Below are 17,369 nucleotides of genomic sequence, written 5' to 3' on the forward strand. Positions count from 1 at the left end.
GATGCAAAGAAAGCAATGTGTCGCAATGTTATTAGCAGGCGGTGAGGGGAGAAGGCTAGCCCCTTTTACAGCGAAGTTAGCAAAACCAGCAGTACCATTTGGTGGTAAATATCGTATTATTGACTTTACCCTTAGTAATTGCGTGAATTCGAATATTGACACTGTTGGTGTGCTTACACAGTACAGGCCGTTAGTTTTAAATACATATATTGGGATTGGAAGTCCGTGGGATCTTGACCGCAGAAATGGCGGGGTCACTGTACTTCCTCCTTACATGCATCAAGAGGGTGGAGATTGGTACAAGGGAACGGCAAACGCTATTTATCAAAATATGGGTTTTATCGACCAATACGACCCAGAGTATGTTCTTGTGATTTCCGGTGACCATATATACAAGATGGATTACGCGAAAATGCTAAAATTTCATAAAGAAAAGAAATCAGAAGCTACAATCTCTGTCATTGAGGTTCCGTGGGAGGAAGCTTCACGTTTTGGCATCATGAATACGAATGATTCGTACGAGATAACTGAGTTTGATGAAAAACCAAAAAAACCAATAAGCAACTTAGCATCGATGGGGATATATATATTTAATTGGAGTTTATTAAAAAAGTATTTAATAGCCGATGAGAACAATTCCGAATCAAGCAATGACTTTGGTAAGGATTTAATTCCAGCAATGTTGCGCGATAAAATACCTATGTTTGCATATCCATTCCAGGGATATTGGAAGGATGTGGGAACCATTGACAGTCTATGGCAAGCGAATATGGACCTATTAGAAGATCGTCCTGAGCTAAATCTATATGATAGTAAATGGAGAATCTATTCTGTAAACCCAAATCAACCACCACAATATATTGGACCAACTGCCAAAGTGACACAATGTTTGGTCAATGAAGGATGTATTGTTCATGGGAATATTCATCGCACAGTTCTATTTTATGGTGTTACCATAGAGAAAGGTACTGTCATACGGGATTCGATTATCATGCCGAACGTGAAAATAGGGGCCAATGTGCAAATCTATAAGGCAATTATTGGAGAAGGAACAATTATTGAGGATGGCGCTACTATAGGGAGTATAGATTCTGAAGAGATTGCAGTGATTGACAATAATAGTGTAGTAACGAAAACTGCGGTGATTGGGGATCAGGAGGGGATATTGGTATGACGCAGATGATGGGAGTCGTTAATCTTGGTAATGAATGTAAGGATCTAAAGGATCTAACAATTTTCCGTTGCAATGCTTCAGTTCCATTCGGTGGTAGATACAGGTTTGTTGATTTTGTACTTTCTAGTATGGTAAATTCTGATATTTTCAACGTTGCCGTATTAACAGACAAAAAATATACATCCCTCATGGATCACCTGAAAAACGGGAAATCGTGGGATTTAAACAGAAAAAGAGACGGTTTATTCATACTTCCTCCAGCAGATAAAGATAACTTCCCTGGTTTTGTTGGCGATATCAAGAACTTTTATTGGCATCTCGATTACTTTTATCGCAGTACCCAAGAATATGTTGTCATTGCCGGAAGTCAAATTTTACTGAACATCGACTATAAGAATGTCCTTGATTTTCATATCGAAATGGATGCTGACCTTACAATCGTTACCTGCGATAAAGAAAAATTAAATTCAACACTTTGTCACCAATATTGCAATACGGTCAAAATGGATAATCAGCACCAAATAATTGATATCCACAAAGGCATGGATGAACAAACTACCAATGTATCATTAGATGTGTATCTTCTAAAGCGCAACTTCTTAATTGAACTGATTGAATCTTCTATGATTAAAGGTCATAAGGACTTTACAAAAGACACAATCATGAAAAGCGTAAGTAAACACAAGATGTATGGCTACACACATCAAGGATATGTGGCACCAATATTTTCTATAGAAGATTACTATCAGCACAGTATGAACATGTTAAATTCAGCGACTAGAGATGAATTGTTCCATCATCCAGGTGTAATCTATACAAAAGTAAAAGATGAACCACCTTCGAAATACTCAAGTGATGCGAACGTAATCAACTCTTTAGTTGCCAACGGCTGCCATATTGAGGGGACAGTTGAAAATTGCATTGTATTTCGCGGTGTTAAGGTACAAAAAGGGGCAGTGATCCGTAATAGTATTATTATGCAACGCTGTGAAATCAGTGAGAATGCTTTGATTGAAAACGTAATATTGGATAAGGAAGTATACGTTACACCAGGCGGTTCTATGCAAGGGGAACAACACTCGCCTACTGTTGTGGCACGGAGAATGGTGATTTAAGTATGCTTTGAAAGGTTGGTTATATGAATATTTTAATGGTTGCGTCCGAAGGTGTTCCATTTATTAAAACGGGAGGATTAGCCGATGTCATTGGTTCTCTCCCGAAAGCACTTCAACATGAAGGATGCGATATCCGGGTCATTCTACCGAAGTATGGAACGATTATAGAAGAATTCAAAGATCAGATGAATTTCCTTTGTTCTTTTCCAGTCATGGTAGGTTGGAGAAAGCAACATTGTGGTTTATTCGAATTGAAATTCAACGGAATTCATTATTATTTTATTGACAACGAATACTATTTTAATCGCGAGCGTATTTATGACTTTTTTGATGAGGCAGAGCGATTTGCCTATTTCTGTTTTGCTGTATTAGAAGCGACACAACATATGGATTTTCAACCAGAAATTCTTCATTGTCATGATTGGCAAGCGTCTTTAGTACCGGTATTTCTGAAATCCCATTACTTACAGCAGGCGCCGTACAGCAACATGAAAACGGTACTAACCATTCATAATTTGAAATATCAAGGAATCTTTCCTGAAGTAATCCTGTCGGATATATTAGGTTTAGGCTATGAGCACTTTACACCTGATAGTTTAGAAAGCAACGGATGTGTGAATTATCTTAAGGGTGGAATCCTATATTCAGATGTTGTAAATACAGTCAGTAGTACATATGCAGAAGAAATTAAGCATGTTTTTTATGGGGAAGGCTTAGAAGCTGTTATTGCGAAAAAAGGGATTCAAGGGATTGTCAACGGTATTGACTACGACCTTTACAATCCAATGGGAGATTCGAATATACAATTTCATTACAAGACCTCGTTAGCCAAGAAACTTAAAAATAAAGAAGAATTACAAAAACAACTAAATCTACCTATCAATCAAGCCACTCCGATGATTGCCATTGTATCTAGGCTTGTGGAACAAAAAGGATTTGACTTATTGGCACCAATAATCCACCAAGTCCTAGCTGAAGACATACAGCTTGTAGTTCTAGGCACTGGAGAAAAGAAATATGAAGATTTTTTCTTACAAGCTATGCATATCTACCCTGAGAAAGTCTCGACAAAATTATATTTTAATGAAGCATTAGCAATGCAAATATATGCCGGTGCAGATCTTTTCTTAATGCCATCAAAGTTTGAGCCGTGTGGTCTAAGCCAACTCATTGCCCTAAGGTATGGGAATATACCAATTGTGCGCGAAACAGGTGGATTGAAAGACACAGTACAGCCGTTTAACGAATTTGAACAAACGGGTAATGGTTTCACTTTTACGAACTATAATGCTCACGATATGTTGCATACGATTCAAAGGGCACTAAGTATCTATAAAAATCAAGTTCAATGGGCAAATCTCGTGAAAAATGCAGTGAAACAAGATTATAGCTGGTCGAATGCTGCAAAACACTATAAAAATTTATATTTGCAGCTATAAATCCTATTAGCGGCTAATACAAGGAGGAACATTATGTTTTCAAATACGGAAGAATTTAAAACAGGGTTTTCAAAAAAATTAGCTGCTCTTACGGGAACAAATATCGAGGATGCAAGCTATAACGACATATATACGACTATTGGTAGCATGGTTCGAGAGTATATCAGTTCGAATTGGATGGACACGAACCATCAGTACCGAAAGGATAACGTCAAACAAGTGTACTACTTTTCATTAGAATTCTTACTCGGTCGTTTAATGGGAAGTAACCTACTGAATATGGGGATTTATGACATATGCGAGCAAGGACTCAAGGAGTTAGGGGTATCGCTCGAAGAAATGGAAGAACATGAGCCAGATGCCGGTTTAGGCAACGGCGGTCTAGGTAGACTTGCAGCTTGTTTTTTAGATTCCCTTGCATCTTTAAATTTACCGGGACATGGTTGTGGAATCCGTTATAAATATGGATTGTTCGAACAAAAAATCGTCAGTGGTTATCAAGTGGAATTGCCGGATCATTGGTTAAAAGAAGGAAACGTATGGGAAATACGTAGATCTGATAAAGCAGTAGAAATTCACTTCGGCGGACATGTTACGATGGAACAAGTCCAAGGACGTTTGAAATTTAATCACTATGCATATGAAACAGTTGTGGCGGTACCTTATGACATGCCGATTATCGGCTATGAAAACAGTACAGTTAACACCTTACGACTATGGAGCGCGGAATCCATTGTCAAGGACTTAGATTCGCATTCTATTAGCACACATGACCAAAGAAAGATTATTGAATATAAGCGTCAGACCGAGGCTATTTCTGAATTCTTATATCCAGATGACAGCCATATTGAGGGAAGACGACTTCGCTTGAAACAGCAATATTTCTTAGTGAGTGCTGGAATTCAAAGTGTATTGCGAAGTTATAAAAAGAATTATGATTCGGTTTTTGAATTGCCGAATCGAGTTTGTATCCATGTCAATGACACACATCCAGTACTGGCAATCCCTGAGCTAATGCGCATTCTATTAGATGAGGAGAACTTATCATGGGATGAAGCTTGGGATATTACGACTAAGACAATTTCTTACACGAACCATACGACTCTGTCCGAAGCATTAGAAACATGGCCTGTGGATTTAATGAAAAGCTTATTACCTCGTGTATATATGATTATTGAGGAGATTAATCGACGTTTTACACAAGTCGTATGGGAACAATATCAAGGAAATTGGGAAATGCTCCGTAATTTATCAATTATTAATGACAACACGGTGCGCATGGCCAATCTCGCGATTGTAGGAAGTTATAGTGTCAACGGGGTGGCACAGGTACACACAGATATCTTGAAAAAGAGAGAAATGAAGGATTTCTATCAGATGTTCCCAACGAAATTTAATAACAAAACGAATGGGATCACCCATAGGCGTTGGTTATTAAGAGCAAATCCTCAGTTAGCATCGCTAGTCACAGAGTCGATTGGGGAAGATTGGATTGCCGAGCCATCTCAATTGATAGGAATAAAGCAATATCTATCGGATGCTAGTTTTCAACAAAAGGTTCAAGATATAAAACGTTCAAACAAGTTGATTCTTGCAGATATTATTAAGGAGCAAAGTGGAATTATCATCGATCCGAACACGGTTTTTGATGTCCATATAAAAAGGCTTCACGCTTACAAGCGTCAAGTTCTTAACATCCTTCATATTATGGATCTTTATAATCGTATTAAAGAAGACTCGACATTTGAAACGAGTCCTAGAACCTTTATTTTCGGGGCAAAAGCAGCACCTAGCTACTATTTTGCAAAAAAGGTAATTAAGCTAATCAACACTGTTGCAAACATTGTCAATAACGATTCATCGATACGCGGTCTTATTAAAGTAGTTTTCCTTGAAAACTATCGTGTGTCGTTAGCAGAGAAGATTATTCCTGCATCTGACGTAAGTGAACAAATCTCGACCGCTAGCAAGGAAGCATCAGGCACAGGGAACATGAAATTTATGATGAATGGTGCAGTAACCCTAGGCACACTCGATGGAGCGAATATTGAGATTGCCGAAGAAGTAGGCGACGATAATATCTTCATTTTTGGACTCACACCTAATGAAGTTCTTAATTATTACAAGTATGGTGGTTACAGCTCATGGGACATGTATAACACGTTCCCGAGAGTGCGTAGAGTTATGGAGGAACTGATATCAGGGGAAATTGTAGCTCAAGCTGGAGAGTTAAGAGATATTTACAATTCTTTATTATCGGATAATGATGAATACTTTGTACTCAAAGATTTCACTCCATACGTAGATGCTCAGCTTAAGGTCAGTCAAGCCTACAAGAATCAAAAGAAATGGACAGAAATGGCAATTATGAACATCGCACACTCTGGAAAGTTCTCCAGCGATCGAACAATTGCTGAGTATGCCTCGGAAATATGGAAGATTAAGCCCGTTATTAAATAAATCTTGTTGGGTGGTGTCTGTTTGAATCATAGAATTCTGCATAATTCCCATCTTGCGGAGTATCGTCAACCTTTTGGTGCAGTGCCTTGTGGGATGGAAATCACTCTTCAATTAGACATAGAAGTTGCTAGCCATGTGGAATATGTAGGCCTTCATATACATTACGATGAAGGGCAAACGTTTGAGTACCCAATGTCAATCAGTCCATTCAATCATGATATAAGTCGGTATCGAGTAACTGTAGTAATGCCATCGCAACCACAGCTTGGCTGGTATTATTTTGTCATTATTGAAAATGGATATAAGTATTATTATGGGAATAACCATGGAAGATTCGGAGGGGTTGGCGACAGATACGAGGATAATCCCCATGCCTACCAAATCACAATCCATGATGAAGCAGTAGAAACTCCACAATGGTTTAAAGAATCAGTGATGTATCAGATATTCGTTGATCGATTTTATAACGGAAATCCGAATGGGTTGATAGATAACCCAAAGAAGGAAAGTTTATTACATTCTCACTGGGAGAACGCACCGTTATATGTGCGTGATCCTGATACAAAGAGAGTCGTTCGGTGGGACTTTTTCGGTGGTAATCTTCTAGGTGTGATGAAAAAGCTGCCGTACCTCCAATCATTAGGGATTCGAGTGATTTATTTTAATCCAATTTTTGAAGCGGCTAGTAATCACAAGTATGACACTGGAGATTATCATAAAATTGATCCAATGTTCGGGGATAATGATTTGTTTCAAGAGCTTTGCATAAAAGCAGAGCAATATGGAATTTCAATTATTCTTGACGGAGTGTTCAGCCATACGGGCAGTGACAGCATTTATTTCAATAGAGAAGGTAATTATGATTCTGTCGGTGCATACCAGTCGCAGAAATCTCCTTATTATTCTTGGTACAAATTTTCCAACTACCCCGACCAATATGAAAGTTGGTGGGGTGTTGATGTTTTACCGAATGTGGAAGAGTTAGACCCATACTATCAAGATTTTATTATCGAACAAGAAAATAGTGTATTAAAGCAGTGGATTCAATTGGGTGCTAAAGGCTGGCGTTTAGATGTAGCAGACGAACTTCCTGACTCATTTATCAAAAAGTTTTGGAAAACAATGAAAGAGTTTGATAAGGAAACTATATTAATCGGTGAAGTGTGGGAAGATGCGTCCAATAAAACGAGCTATGGAAACAGACGAGAGTATTTACTCGGACAAGAGTTAGATTCGGTAATGAACTATCCATTTCGAAATGCAGTGATCGACTTTCTAATGAATCGCAGCGATGCCAATAAGATTCATCAGCAACTCATGAGTTTGTATGAGAATTATCCATTGCATTACTTTTATAGCACGATGAATTTAGTAGGAACTCATGATTCTACACGAATATTGACGGTATTGAATGACAATATTGATAAGCTGAAATTAGCAGTTATTTGGCAGATGACATTTCCGGGTGTGCCTTGTATTTATTATGGCGATGAAACAGGAGTGACTGGTGGAGAAGATCCACATAATCGCAAACCGTTCCCATGGAATGACCAGAATCATGAGTTAATCAATTGGTATAAAAAAATCGTTGCCATTCGTAATCACTACGACGTTTTCCAGACTGGGTCTTGGCAATCGATTGCTCCGTCAAACCAAGTATATGGGTATATTAGAACTATCGAAAACCAGCAAGATGTATTTGGTTATAAGAAGTTAGATAACTTGGCTGTCGTTGTTATGAACTCTAGCGATACACAAACCGTTTCAGTCGATATCGATACCCACCAATGGATGATTGAAGGTTTTATGTATGACCTAACGGATGACGTGGAATTTGTAGTGAATGAGGGTAGAATACGTATTCTATTACAGCCATTGCAAGGTAGAATTCTTATTAAAAATCGCTGGAATCGTAAGGAATCGGAAAAGCGTAGGGCTGGTATCTTGTTACATCCAACTTCATTACCATCAAAGCATGGTATAGGAGATTTAGGTGAACAAGCATATGCATTCGTTGACTTTTTAGCAGAATCAGGTCAAAATCTTTGGCAAATGTTACCGCTCCATCCTGTCGGTTATGGTGAATCTCCATATCAAAGCTTTTCTGCTTTTGCCGGAAATCCGATGTTAATTTCCTTAGAAAGATTAGTTGAAGACGGGTACTTACAAGCTGAAGATATAAGTGATCATCCGGTTTTCCTAGATAACATTGTAGATTTTGAAGAGGTCAAACAGTTTAAAAACAAACTTTTGAAAAAAGCATTTGCGAATTTTTGTGAATCTCCAAGCCTTACCGTTCTATGTCCTGAATTTGATTTGTTTTGCAAAGAACACCAAGATTGGCTGGACGATTATTCATTATTTATGGCTTTAAAGGATCATTATAACCAAATACCATGGGTTGATTGGGATCAGAACATTGCTGCTAGAGAAAGTAACGCTATAGATAACTATAGAGAGAAGTTACAGAATCGTATTCAATATGAAAAATTTCTACAGTTTTTATTCTTCCGTCAATGGAATGATCTGAAGAACTATGCAAATCAAAAAGGCGTTCAAATCATTGGTGACCTACCAATCTATATAGCGCATGATAGCGCAGATGTATGGGTTCAACAGCACCTGTTTAAACTTGACGCACAAGGTCATCCTACACATGTAGCAGGGGTGCCTCCTGATTACTTTAGTGAAACTGGGCAGTTGTGGGGAAATCCTATTTATCAATGGGATACTTTAAAGGCAGAAGGTTATCAGTGGTGGGTAAAACGGATAGCTGCATTACAAAAACTAGTCGATAGGATTCGTATCGACCACTTCAGAGGTTTTGCAGATTTCTGGGAAATACCTGCAGGAGAGAAGACGGCCATTAATGGTCAATGGGTTGATGGACCAGGGGAAGAATTTTTTGATAAAATATATGAGCAACTGGGAAGCGTACCATTTGTTGCAGAGGATTTAGGGTATTTATCTCCGCGCGTTCATGAATTAAAAGAGTATACTCAGCTCCCAGGTATGCAAATATTACAATTTGAGATAGAACCCAATCTGTTAACTAAGTTTCATATCCCTTTGCATAACAAAAACACAGCAGTGTATACAGGGACTCATGATAACGATACAGTTTTGTCTTGGTATCAACGAAGTCATCCTATAGCTGCGGAGGACTCTACTCGAGAAGAAGATAAGAAGATTGCTTGGACGTTTATAGAAAAAGTGTATCAGACCGATGCTAATATTGTGATTATTCCTTTACAAGATATTTTAGCGTTGGGTCCTGAAGGGCGAATGAACACACCGGGCACAACGACAGGTAACTGGAGCTGGAGATTTACTGAAGGACAAATCAACGCTAAAATTAAGCAAAAGCTCAAAGATCTAACAATTAAGTATGGTCGATAAAGAAAACTTGGCATTCGCCAAGCAACTGGTGAAGAGAATGGCTGCCAAGCTTTTGGCGAAGTAGCAAGGAAGACAATAAATAAGGATGCGCTAGTTTAGCACATCCTTATTTTTATAAGCTAAGTTTTTGTTTATTTCATTTTAGACTAGATTATCTTTTGTTTTCTTCTTTATTTCTAAGTAACATGAACGCAATAGCAGCTACAACGGCTAAACCTAGAATCCACCATAGGTAGTTACGCGTCGCTGTCTCATCTGCTACTTGACCCGGTTCTTGTGTCTCTGCAACAAATTCAGGCTCATCAATTGCACGTTGTGCTAAATCTTTAGCTTCTGTTGCTTTGTTAAGAGCAACAGTTAACGCACCAGTTGCTTCTTCTGGATGGTGGAAGCCCATACTATTTTCTGCTGCAATCCACTCCCAATTTAAGTGGGAAATGAAGTAAGTATCTCGTGCTTGCTGTAATAACGTTTCGCTAAATGCATTAGCAGTTCTTGCTTGTTCAATCGTATCAATTGCAATGGACATTTCATCCATCGCTTCTTCCATTAAACTATAGACTCCTTCTTGAATCTCTTTCATCTGTGCACGGTATTGATCTTCTGTGAGGTCATGACAGTTACCGCATGTTTGTTCAGGGTTGTTCATTGGACTTCCTAAGAAGTGCTGTGTGAATTCATTACCTTGGGCGTCCTTAATTTTTGGCATATGACAATCGGTACAAGATACGCCAGCTTTATGATGTGGGCTTTCCCAATATAGTTCTGTCTCTGGGTGCTGAACTTTATATAAGAACATATCAAGCTCTGGGTGATTCCAGCCTCCTGTAGGGTGTTGCTGCCAAAATTCGTTGTTTGCAATATACTCCGGCATATCTGCAACTTTTCTAAAAGGAAATTCAATTGTTTTTCCAGTTGGGTTAAAGTTATAATTTACGTGACATTGTGCACACATTTGAGAGTTAATGGAATCATTCTTTCCAGGGTGGTCAGCTCCCGTTTTAGCTAAAGCTTCATGGAGGCCAAAGCTAACTGTACGTGACTCCGTACCATGCGGATTGTGGCACATTACACATGTAATAGGATGACTGATTTTTTTGTCTGTAAGTAATTCTTGCACATCAGAGTCGTAATTAATTCCATCTGGTTTATTCCATTGATGGTAGATGTCTGCACTCTTACAAGTGTAACAAGTTGCACCTTTACCTCTTGTTGTTAGCTCAATATCTTCAATCATGTTAAAGTGTTCCCTAGGCTCTCTGTAGTCTTTCGCAAATGCATGTCCACTTAATAGCTTTGGAAGTAATGGCCACTCCACTGACTTCTGTGGAGTCTGGTCAACTTTATTCACGTAACGATAGTCATCATAGATAGTTTTGTGACACATACCGCACGTTGCTGCACTAACATCGATGTTAGGACGAACTTGTTGCGGGTTCGCTGCATGTTGCTCAGAACCTGTATGACAAGTAACACAAGATACATTAGCATGCTTGCTGCCAGTCATCTTTGTTACTGTTTGACTATGGCAGGTTTGGCATTGTTGTTGGGCTGATACTTCTTCAAGACCTGTAAAAACAAAGAACGTAAAAGCGACGAGAAAAAATATGATAGTACGTTTCAACCTGTATCCCTCCTGAAAATATTATGTACAAGGGTCTAACTCCTATAAAGGAGCAACTCGACCTTCTTATTATGAGATTAAAAATAAAAAATATACCGTTTATCTCCATATTAGTGAGATAATTTAGACACATATTTGATGAATTTTTGTCACTGTAAAAAATGTATATTGATGTATTATCAAGTAAGGATTAGGAATGGACAGACGGAATCTTAGAGTTCATATGTCCTAATGATGATAATATATATGGAATAGGTTCACGTATTTATTTTAAATATAGGAGAAACATAAGCTATGCAAACAATTTTTTTATACTTTGTAATAGTAGTCAGCTTTATTGATACAATGGCACAATTACCTATTTTAGCACCTTTTATTACATCATTAGGCGCAACTTCCATTATGGTTGGAATTATAATGGGGGCATATTCCTTTTCTAATATGATTGGTAATCTTGGTGCAGGATTTATTATCGATCGATACGGGAGAAAGATCGGGATTTACTCTGGGATGTTTATAGCTGGAATGGCAGTGTTTTTATATGCGTACGTTACAAATCCTATGGAGTTATTTATCTTAAGAATCGTTCACGGAGTAGGTGGGGCCATATTGATTCCAGCAGCCTTTGCGTTTCTTGGAGATCTATCGGAAAATGATTCCGTAGGCAAATCTATGGGGTATTCCGGAGCAGCCGTAGGAATGGCTGCTATGCTAGGTCCGATGTTTGCAGGTATCGGCAAAGATGTGTATGGGATTAATGTTGTTTTTATGGCGATTGGTTTGGCACTTATGATTACGTCAATTTTAGTATACATTTTTTTGGAAGAGCGTTTCGTCGATTCGCATCGATTAGCGAAATCATATTCCAAACAGGATTTTATCTTGCTAATTAAGAATCCTTACCTGCGAATATCTTACATTGCTGGGTTTAGTCTGATGTATTCCATGGGTGTACTCGCCTATGCGTTTCCCTTACTGTTGGAACAGCTATCATACTCTAGCAAACACACTGGAATGCTGTTTAGTTTATTTTCAATTATGGCAATCATAATATTTATTCTTCCAATCAATCGTTTCTCTGATCGATATGGGAGGGTAGTACCAATCGGAATCGGCATTTTCTTAATTACGGTTAGTATATCTCTACTGCAATTAGGCAGTTCAATCTCTTTTTTTAGTTTACTAATGATTGTATATGGATGCGGTTTTGGGTTAATCTTTCCTGCAATGACAGCGCTTGTGGTTGATCAAACAAACGTATCTACTCGAGGGAAGGCTTTTGGTATTTTCTATGCTGCTTTTTCCTTAGGAGTCTTTTTAGGTCCGATTATGTCTGGTTATGCGGAGCGATATCAATGGAAGGTTTTTTGGGTCGCTGCATTTTGTTTAGCTATCTTACAGATAATTTTTTATTTTTTAGCAATTCGAGCGAATAAAAACTAATAATTATGTTCTCAAATCTTGCAAGACAATGATATAATCGATTCATACTAGGTATTATTTATAAATGGAAGTGTATTTCACATTTTTTTACATAGTAAGCAGGAATTATTAAAACAATGAGAAAATTATATAATATACAATCCTTAGATTAGAAGGTTGCGACCCATGAAAAAAATCCATTTTAAAATTAATAGCACTATGGATGAAGTTGAGGAAGTGAAACAACACATTCAACATACTCTAAGCGAGCTACCGAATCAATCTGTTCTTGATTGCATATTGTTCTGTTTTAGTGAGCTTATTAACAATGCATTTGAGCATGGGAATGCAAAGGATCCGTCCAAACATATATTAGTAGATGTTAGTATTACGGATCAAATGGTCCGTATTACTGTAGAGGACGAGGGAGATGGCTTTCTTTGGAAAGAAAGAATGAACAAAGAACTTGATGTCTATAATTTTGCCGAGAGAGGCAGAGGCATTATGATGACAAAAATGGTATGTAACGATTTATTATATAACGATCAAGGAAATCGTGTAACCTGTTACAAGCTTTTAAAATAATGCAAAACAATTTTCGGTTAGACTATATTTTGTAGTTTTATTTATTAACATTGAAGTATATTCGATGTATAATAGATTCATATATTGGCAGGAAATTAAAGTATATTCATGCTTTTCAATAGATTGTGAAAGAGGTGTGCTAAGTGGATACAAATCAGTATTTAGATATGTTTATTGAAGAATCAAAAGAACACTTGCAAGCGATTAATGAAAATTTACTTCAGCTTGAACAAAACCCAGAGAATATCGAGATTGTAAAAGACATATTCCGTTCAGCCCATACGATTAAAGGTATGTCGGCTACCATGGGCTTTGAAGATATGGCCAGCTTGACCCATGAGTTAGAGAACGTATTAGATCAAATTCGCAACGAAAAGTTAAAAATACAACCTGAAATCATGGATATTATTTTTCAGAGTGTAGACATCTTAGAAGGAATGATATATTCCATTATTGAAGGCTCTGATGGTAAAGCGAATGTATCCCATTTAGTTGACCAGTTAAAAAGTATTGCTAAGGGACAAGTATTATCGGCTAGTAGTCCAGTTCCACCGCAAGCTACTCAAAGCACACAAACAAGTAATGCGGTAGCTAGTAATAACAGCGCTTATATGGATATGTTAGACGAATATCAAAAAGCGATTATTAGTCAGTCAAATGCAAGTGGACATCAGTCATTCCACATTGAAGTGAAGTTAACGAAAGAATGCATGTTGAAAGCTGCACGGGTGTTTATGGTGTTTGATGCACTAGAAGGTTTGGGGGAAATCATTCAATCGAAACCAGTGGCAGAAGACTTAGAAGATGAGAAATTTGATCAACAGTTTGAATTGATTTTTATTACAAAAGATGATAGTGCAACAATTGAGAAGAAGTTGATGAACATATCAGAGGTTGAATCTGTACGTGTCAATGAAGTGCAAATCTCAATAGGAAAAGAAGTTGATCCAATGCCGACGAATCAAGAAGCTATTGCAACAACACCAAATGTTACAGCAAGTGCTCCTAAAGCAAAGGCTGCTGACAATGCTGCTAATCAACCAAAAGCAAAACCAATGGGCAGTAAGTCTATTCGCGTTGATATTGAGCGCCTCGATGTATTAATGAATTTATTTAGTGAATTGGTTATTGATAGAGGTCGTTTAGAGCAGATTGCTAGGGAGTTAGGACATTCAGAATTAGTAGAATCTGTTGAGCATATGAGTCGTATCAGTGGTGATTTACAGAATCTCATATTAAATATGCGCATGGTTCCAATTGAGCAAGTATTTAATCGCTTTCCACGAATGATTCGCGATTTGTCAAAGGATTTGAATAAAAAGGTTGAACTTGAAATCATTGGTGCAGAAACAGAATTAGACCGTACAGTAATTGATGAGATTGGTGATCCATTAGTTCATCTAATTAGAAACTCTATAGATCATGGCTTAGAATTGCCAGAAGAACGTATGAAAAAAGGAAAGCCAGAAGCAGGAACAATTCAGCTTCATGCGTATCATAGCGGAAACCATGTGTTTATAGAAATCATTGATGATGGAAATGGTCTCGACCGTGATAAGATTTTAGGCAAAGCAATTGAAAGAGGTTTATTGACTGAGGAACAAGGAAATCAACTCAGCGATCAACAAGTATATCATTTATTATTTCAATCAGGATTTAGCACAGCTAAAGTCATTACAGATGTATCAGGGCGTGGAGTAGGTCTTGACGTAGTTCGTAGTAAGATAGAAGCGTTAAGTGGGCAAGTTCATATTGAATCGAAGATTGGCGAGTTTACCAAGTTCCAGATAGAATTGCCTCTTACACTATCAATTATCCAATCTATGCTAGTCAAAGTATCAGATGAGAAATATGCTATTCCTTTAAGTTCTATTATTGAAACGGCAGTCTTCCCGAAAAAGGACATTTATTTGGTTCAGGGGCAACCAGTAATAGATTTCCGTGGTCATATTGTACCGTTAGTTTCATTAGAAAAAGTATTTAAAATTCCTCGACCAGAAGAAGGTCAGGGTGACGAAATGTCTGTGATTGTTGTTAAAAAAGGCGAAAAAATGGCCGGACTAATTGTTGATGACTTTATTGGTCAACAAGAGATTGTATTAAAGAATCTAGGAACATACTTACCGAATGTTTTCGCAATATCTGGGGCTACTATACTTGGAGATGGTCAAGTGGCTCTCATCATTGACTGCAACGCCCTTATTCACTAGTACAGGAGGGATTTAGCTGATGAAAGTCATTATATTTAGGCTTAAAAACGAAGAGTATGGAGTGGAAATCGATCAAGTGCGTTCTATTGAGAGACTAAGCCATATCACAAGGATTCCCAATACTGCTGATTTTGTAAAAGGGGTCATCAATCTGCGTGGTATCGTCACTCCGATTATAGATTTAAGAAAGCGTTTTCATATTGATCATGTCGAGGATAATGATCAAACAAGGGTCATTATCATTTCTGTGAAAGATGTAGAGATTGGTTTAATAGTAGATGCTGCGAATGAAGTAATAGAAATTCAAGAATCTAAGATTGAACCTCCTCCGAAGGTCATTGATAGTGTCGAAGCGGAATATATTCGTGGCGTGATTAAAGTGGAAAATCGTTTATTAATATTGTTGCATCTGCATAAAGTCCTTACCATACAAGAAAATTAAGATTGTACTTAATTTATCAGCACGTACCAACATCGATTATTATTTAATCGATGTTTTATTTTAAAAATCGGAGGAGTATTCATGAGAATAGCAATCGACATCGGGTTTGGGTTTGTAAAAGCAATGAATCAAGAAGGGACAATTATTCGCTTTCCTTCTGTTGTTGCCTTAGATCGTAGTGAAAAAATGAGAAATATTCTTAAGACGCAAGCCGAAGACTTCTCGGTTACAATCTGGCCGACTGGTGAATTAGAGCACTCAAAATCGTATTTAGTTGGTGACGCGGCAATGGTTGGAGGAAACGGATTAAGAACGTGGGAAGAAAAGGCAGTAGCGAACACAAATATGGAAATACTAATTGCAACTGCTGCTGCGGTCTTAGGTAATGATGAGGATATAGAATTAGCTGTAGGGTTACCATTGACTTACTATCGAACGCAAAAAGAAGAAGTCACAGCTTTATTAAAGAAAATGGATATGTCCGTACTAATTGAGGGACAAGCACGGAAAAGGGTGAAAATCGCTTCTGTCTATGTTTTTCCCCAAGGGGCAGGTGCTTATTACGCAGCATGTTTAAATATTGATGGTGCAGTTAAGAACCCTGAATTAGTAAACTCTCCAGTTGGATTAATAGATATTGGTTATCGCACAACAGATATCCTTGTAATGGCGAAAGGTAAAAAAGGTTTAATGCCAAGAGAAGAGCTTAGTGGTGGCATAGATATGGGAATGAAGTTTGCTTACCAAATCATCCAAAATGAAGCGGAAGAAGTCGTAAAGAAATCGATTGACTTGCTTACGGTTGAAAAAGCAATACTTTGGGAAAATAGTCGACTATTACATAGAGGAATTGAATATTCTTTAAAAGATGTAGAAAATGAAGCATATGCAGAACTTGCTGATCAATTAGCTGCGAAAATCAAAATTCGTTGGGGTGATGAAATTGATCATTTATCAGCTATTATAATTGCTGGAGGCGGTGGAGAAATATTAGCTCCATACTTAAAACATAGCTTTTCAACGATGATTAAGATGGAAAATGCAGCTTTTGCAAACGTAGAAGGGTTTCTCGCTGCACAATCCTTAGCTAAAAAAAGGGCGGAAATGAATGAAAATAACAATTGATGTTTCTTTATTATCAGATAAGACAAAATCGTGGTTAGAACTTCAGGATAATTTAGAGCAGCAAATCCAGAACGCTATTGAGCATTATGCGTTATTGCAAGAAAATGGGCCGCAAGAAAATATACTAACAATTTTAAAAAGGATTGAACAAAAGATTGACAATGTGGAATTGAGAAAAGGATCAGCTAGATTGATCAAACAAGAGAATGTGACTACTTTACAGGAACACACAGCTAACATAGATCAAAACAAATCTCAAAATAAAGATAAGGCAGCAGAAGACTTAGCGAACGCTCTTGACTTCTTCTAAGCCCATATGTAATGTTCATCTCGTTTTATGATATAATGCTGTATATAGTCTTAGAGATAGAAGT

The 17,369-nt window shown here is 37.6% G+C and carries 12 protein-coding genes; 11 read left to right on the top strand and 1 reads right to left on the bottom strand.

Annotated elements, in window-relative coordinates:
• Position 1: 1 nt before the first annotated feature.
• From BHU72_RS12940 to malQ, 5 genes are read left to right on the top strand one after another with little or no spacing between them, the layout of a single operon-like run.
• Entirely contained in the window at positions 2–1,174 is a 1,173-nt protein-coding gene (locus tag BHU72_RS12940) for a glucose-1-phosphate adenylyltransferase (RefSeq protein WP_069703041.1), read from the top strand.
• Positions 1,171–2,289: a glucose-1-phosphate adenylyltransferase subunit GlgD gene (gene glgD / locus BHU72_RS12945; RefSeq protein ID WP_069703042.1), complete on the top strand. Its 1,119-nt coding sequence runs from the start codon at positions 1,171–1,173 to the stop codon at positions 2,287–2,289. Before BHU72_RS12940 ends, glgD begins: the two co-directional genes overlap by 4 nt.
• Positions 2,290–2,312: 23 nt before the next feature.
• The gene (gene glgA, locus BHU72_RS12950; protein ID WP_069703043.1) at positions 2,313–3,728 is read left to right on the top strand and encodes a glycogen synthase GlgA; all 1,416 of its coding nucleotides are present in this window, start codon (positions 2,313–2,315) and stop codon (positions 3,726–3,728) included.
• Between the two features lie 33 nt (positions 3,729–3,761).
• Positions 3,762–6,188 (top strand): glycogen/starch/alpha-glucan phosphorylase, encoded by a 2,427-nt coding sequence (locus BHU72_RS12955; RefSeq protein WP_069703044.1) that lies wholly within the window; start codon positions 3,762–3,764, stop codon positions 6,186–6,188.
• A gap of 21 nt (positions 6,189–6,209) precedes the next feature.
• Positions 6,210–9,587 (top strand): 4-alpha-glucanotransferase, encoded by a 3,378-nt coding sequence (gene malQ, locus BHU72_RS12960; RefSeq protein WP_069703045.1) that lies wholly within the window; start codon positions 6,210–6,212, stop codon positions 9,585–9,587.
• A gap of 151 nt (positions 9,588–9,738) precedes the next feature.
• Here the strand turns inward: malQ and BHU72_RS12965 are convergent, their stop codons facing one another.
• Positions 9,739–11,211, bottom strand: a complete 1,473-nt coding sequence (locus BHU72_RS12965; RefSeq protein ID WP_069703046.1) for an ammonia-forming cytochrome c nitrite reductase subunit c552 — start codon at positions 11,209–11,211, stop codon at positions 9,739–9,741.
• A 294-nt stretch (positions 11,212–11,505) separates the two neighbouring features.
• Between BHU72_RS12965 and BHU72_RS12970 the strand changes: the two genes are divergently transcribed.
• From BHU72_RS12970 to BHU72_RS12995, 6 genes are all read left to right on the top strand, one after another.
• Positions 11,506–12,654 (top strand): MFS transporter, encoded by a 1,149-nt coding sequence (locus BHU72_RS12970; RefSeq protein WP_069703047.1) that lies wholly within the window; start codon positions 11,506–11,508, stop codon positions 12,652–12,654.
• 165 nt (positions 12,655–12,819) lie between these two features.
• On the top strand, positions 12,820–13,218 hold the full coding sequence (locus BHU72_RS12975; RefSeq protein ID WP_069703048.1) for an ATP-binding protein: 399 nt from the start codon (positions 12,820–12,822) through the stop codon (positions 13,216–13,218).
• 143 nt (positions 13,219–13,361) lie between these two features.
• Complete coding sequence (locus BHU72_RS12980; protein ID WP_069703049.1) at positions 13,362–15,428, top strand: chemotaxis protein CheA; 2,067 nt, start codon at positions 13,362–13,364, stop codon at positions 15,426–15,428.
• A 19-nt stretch (positions 15,429–15,447) separates the two neighbouring features.
• Positions 15,448–15,870: a chemotaxis protein CheW gene (locus BHU72_RS12985; RefSeq protein ID WP_069703050.1), complete on the top strand. Its 423-nt coding sequence runs from the start codon at positions 15,448–15,450 to the stop codon at positions 15,868–15,870.
• 81 nt (positions 15,871–15,951) lie between these two features.
• A complete protein-coding gene (locus BHU72_RS12990) occupies positions 15,952–16,995 on the top strand; it encodes a ParM/StbA family protein (RefSeq protein ID WP_069703051.1) in 1,044 nt (347 codons plus the stop codon).
• On the top strand, positions 16,979–17,305 hold the full coding sequence (locus tag BHU72_RS12995) for a hypothetical protein (RefSeq protein WP_069703052.1): 327 nt from the start codon (positions 16,979–16,981) through the stop codon (positions 17,303–17,305). The genes BHU72_RS12990 and BHU72_RS12995 overlap by 17 nt, the downstream gene beginning before the upstream one ends.
• The last annotated feature ends 64 nt before the right edge of the window (positions 17,306–17,369 follow it).

This window comes from Desulfuribacillus stibiiarsenatis (genome assembly GCF_001742305.1).
Taxonomy (GTDB): domain Bacteria; phylum Bacillota; class Bacilli; order Desulfuribacillales; family Desulfuribacillaceae; genus Desulfuribacillus_A; species Desulfuribacillus_A stibiiarsenatis.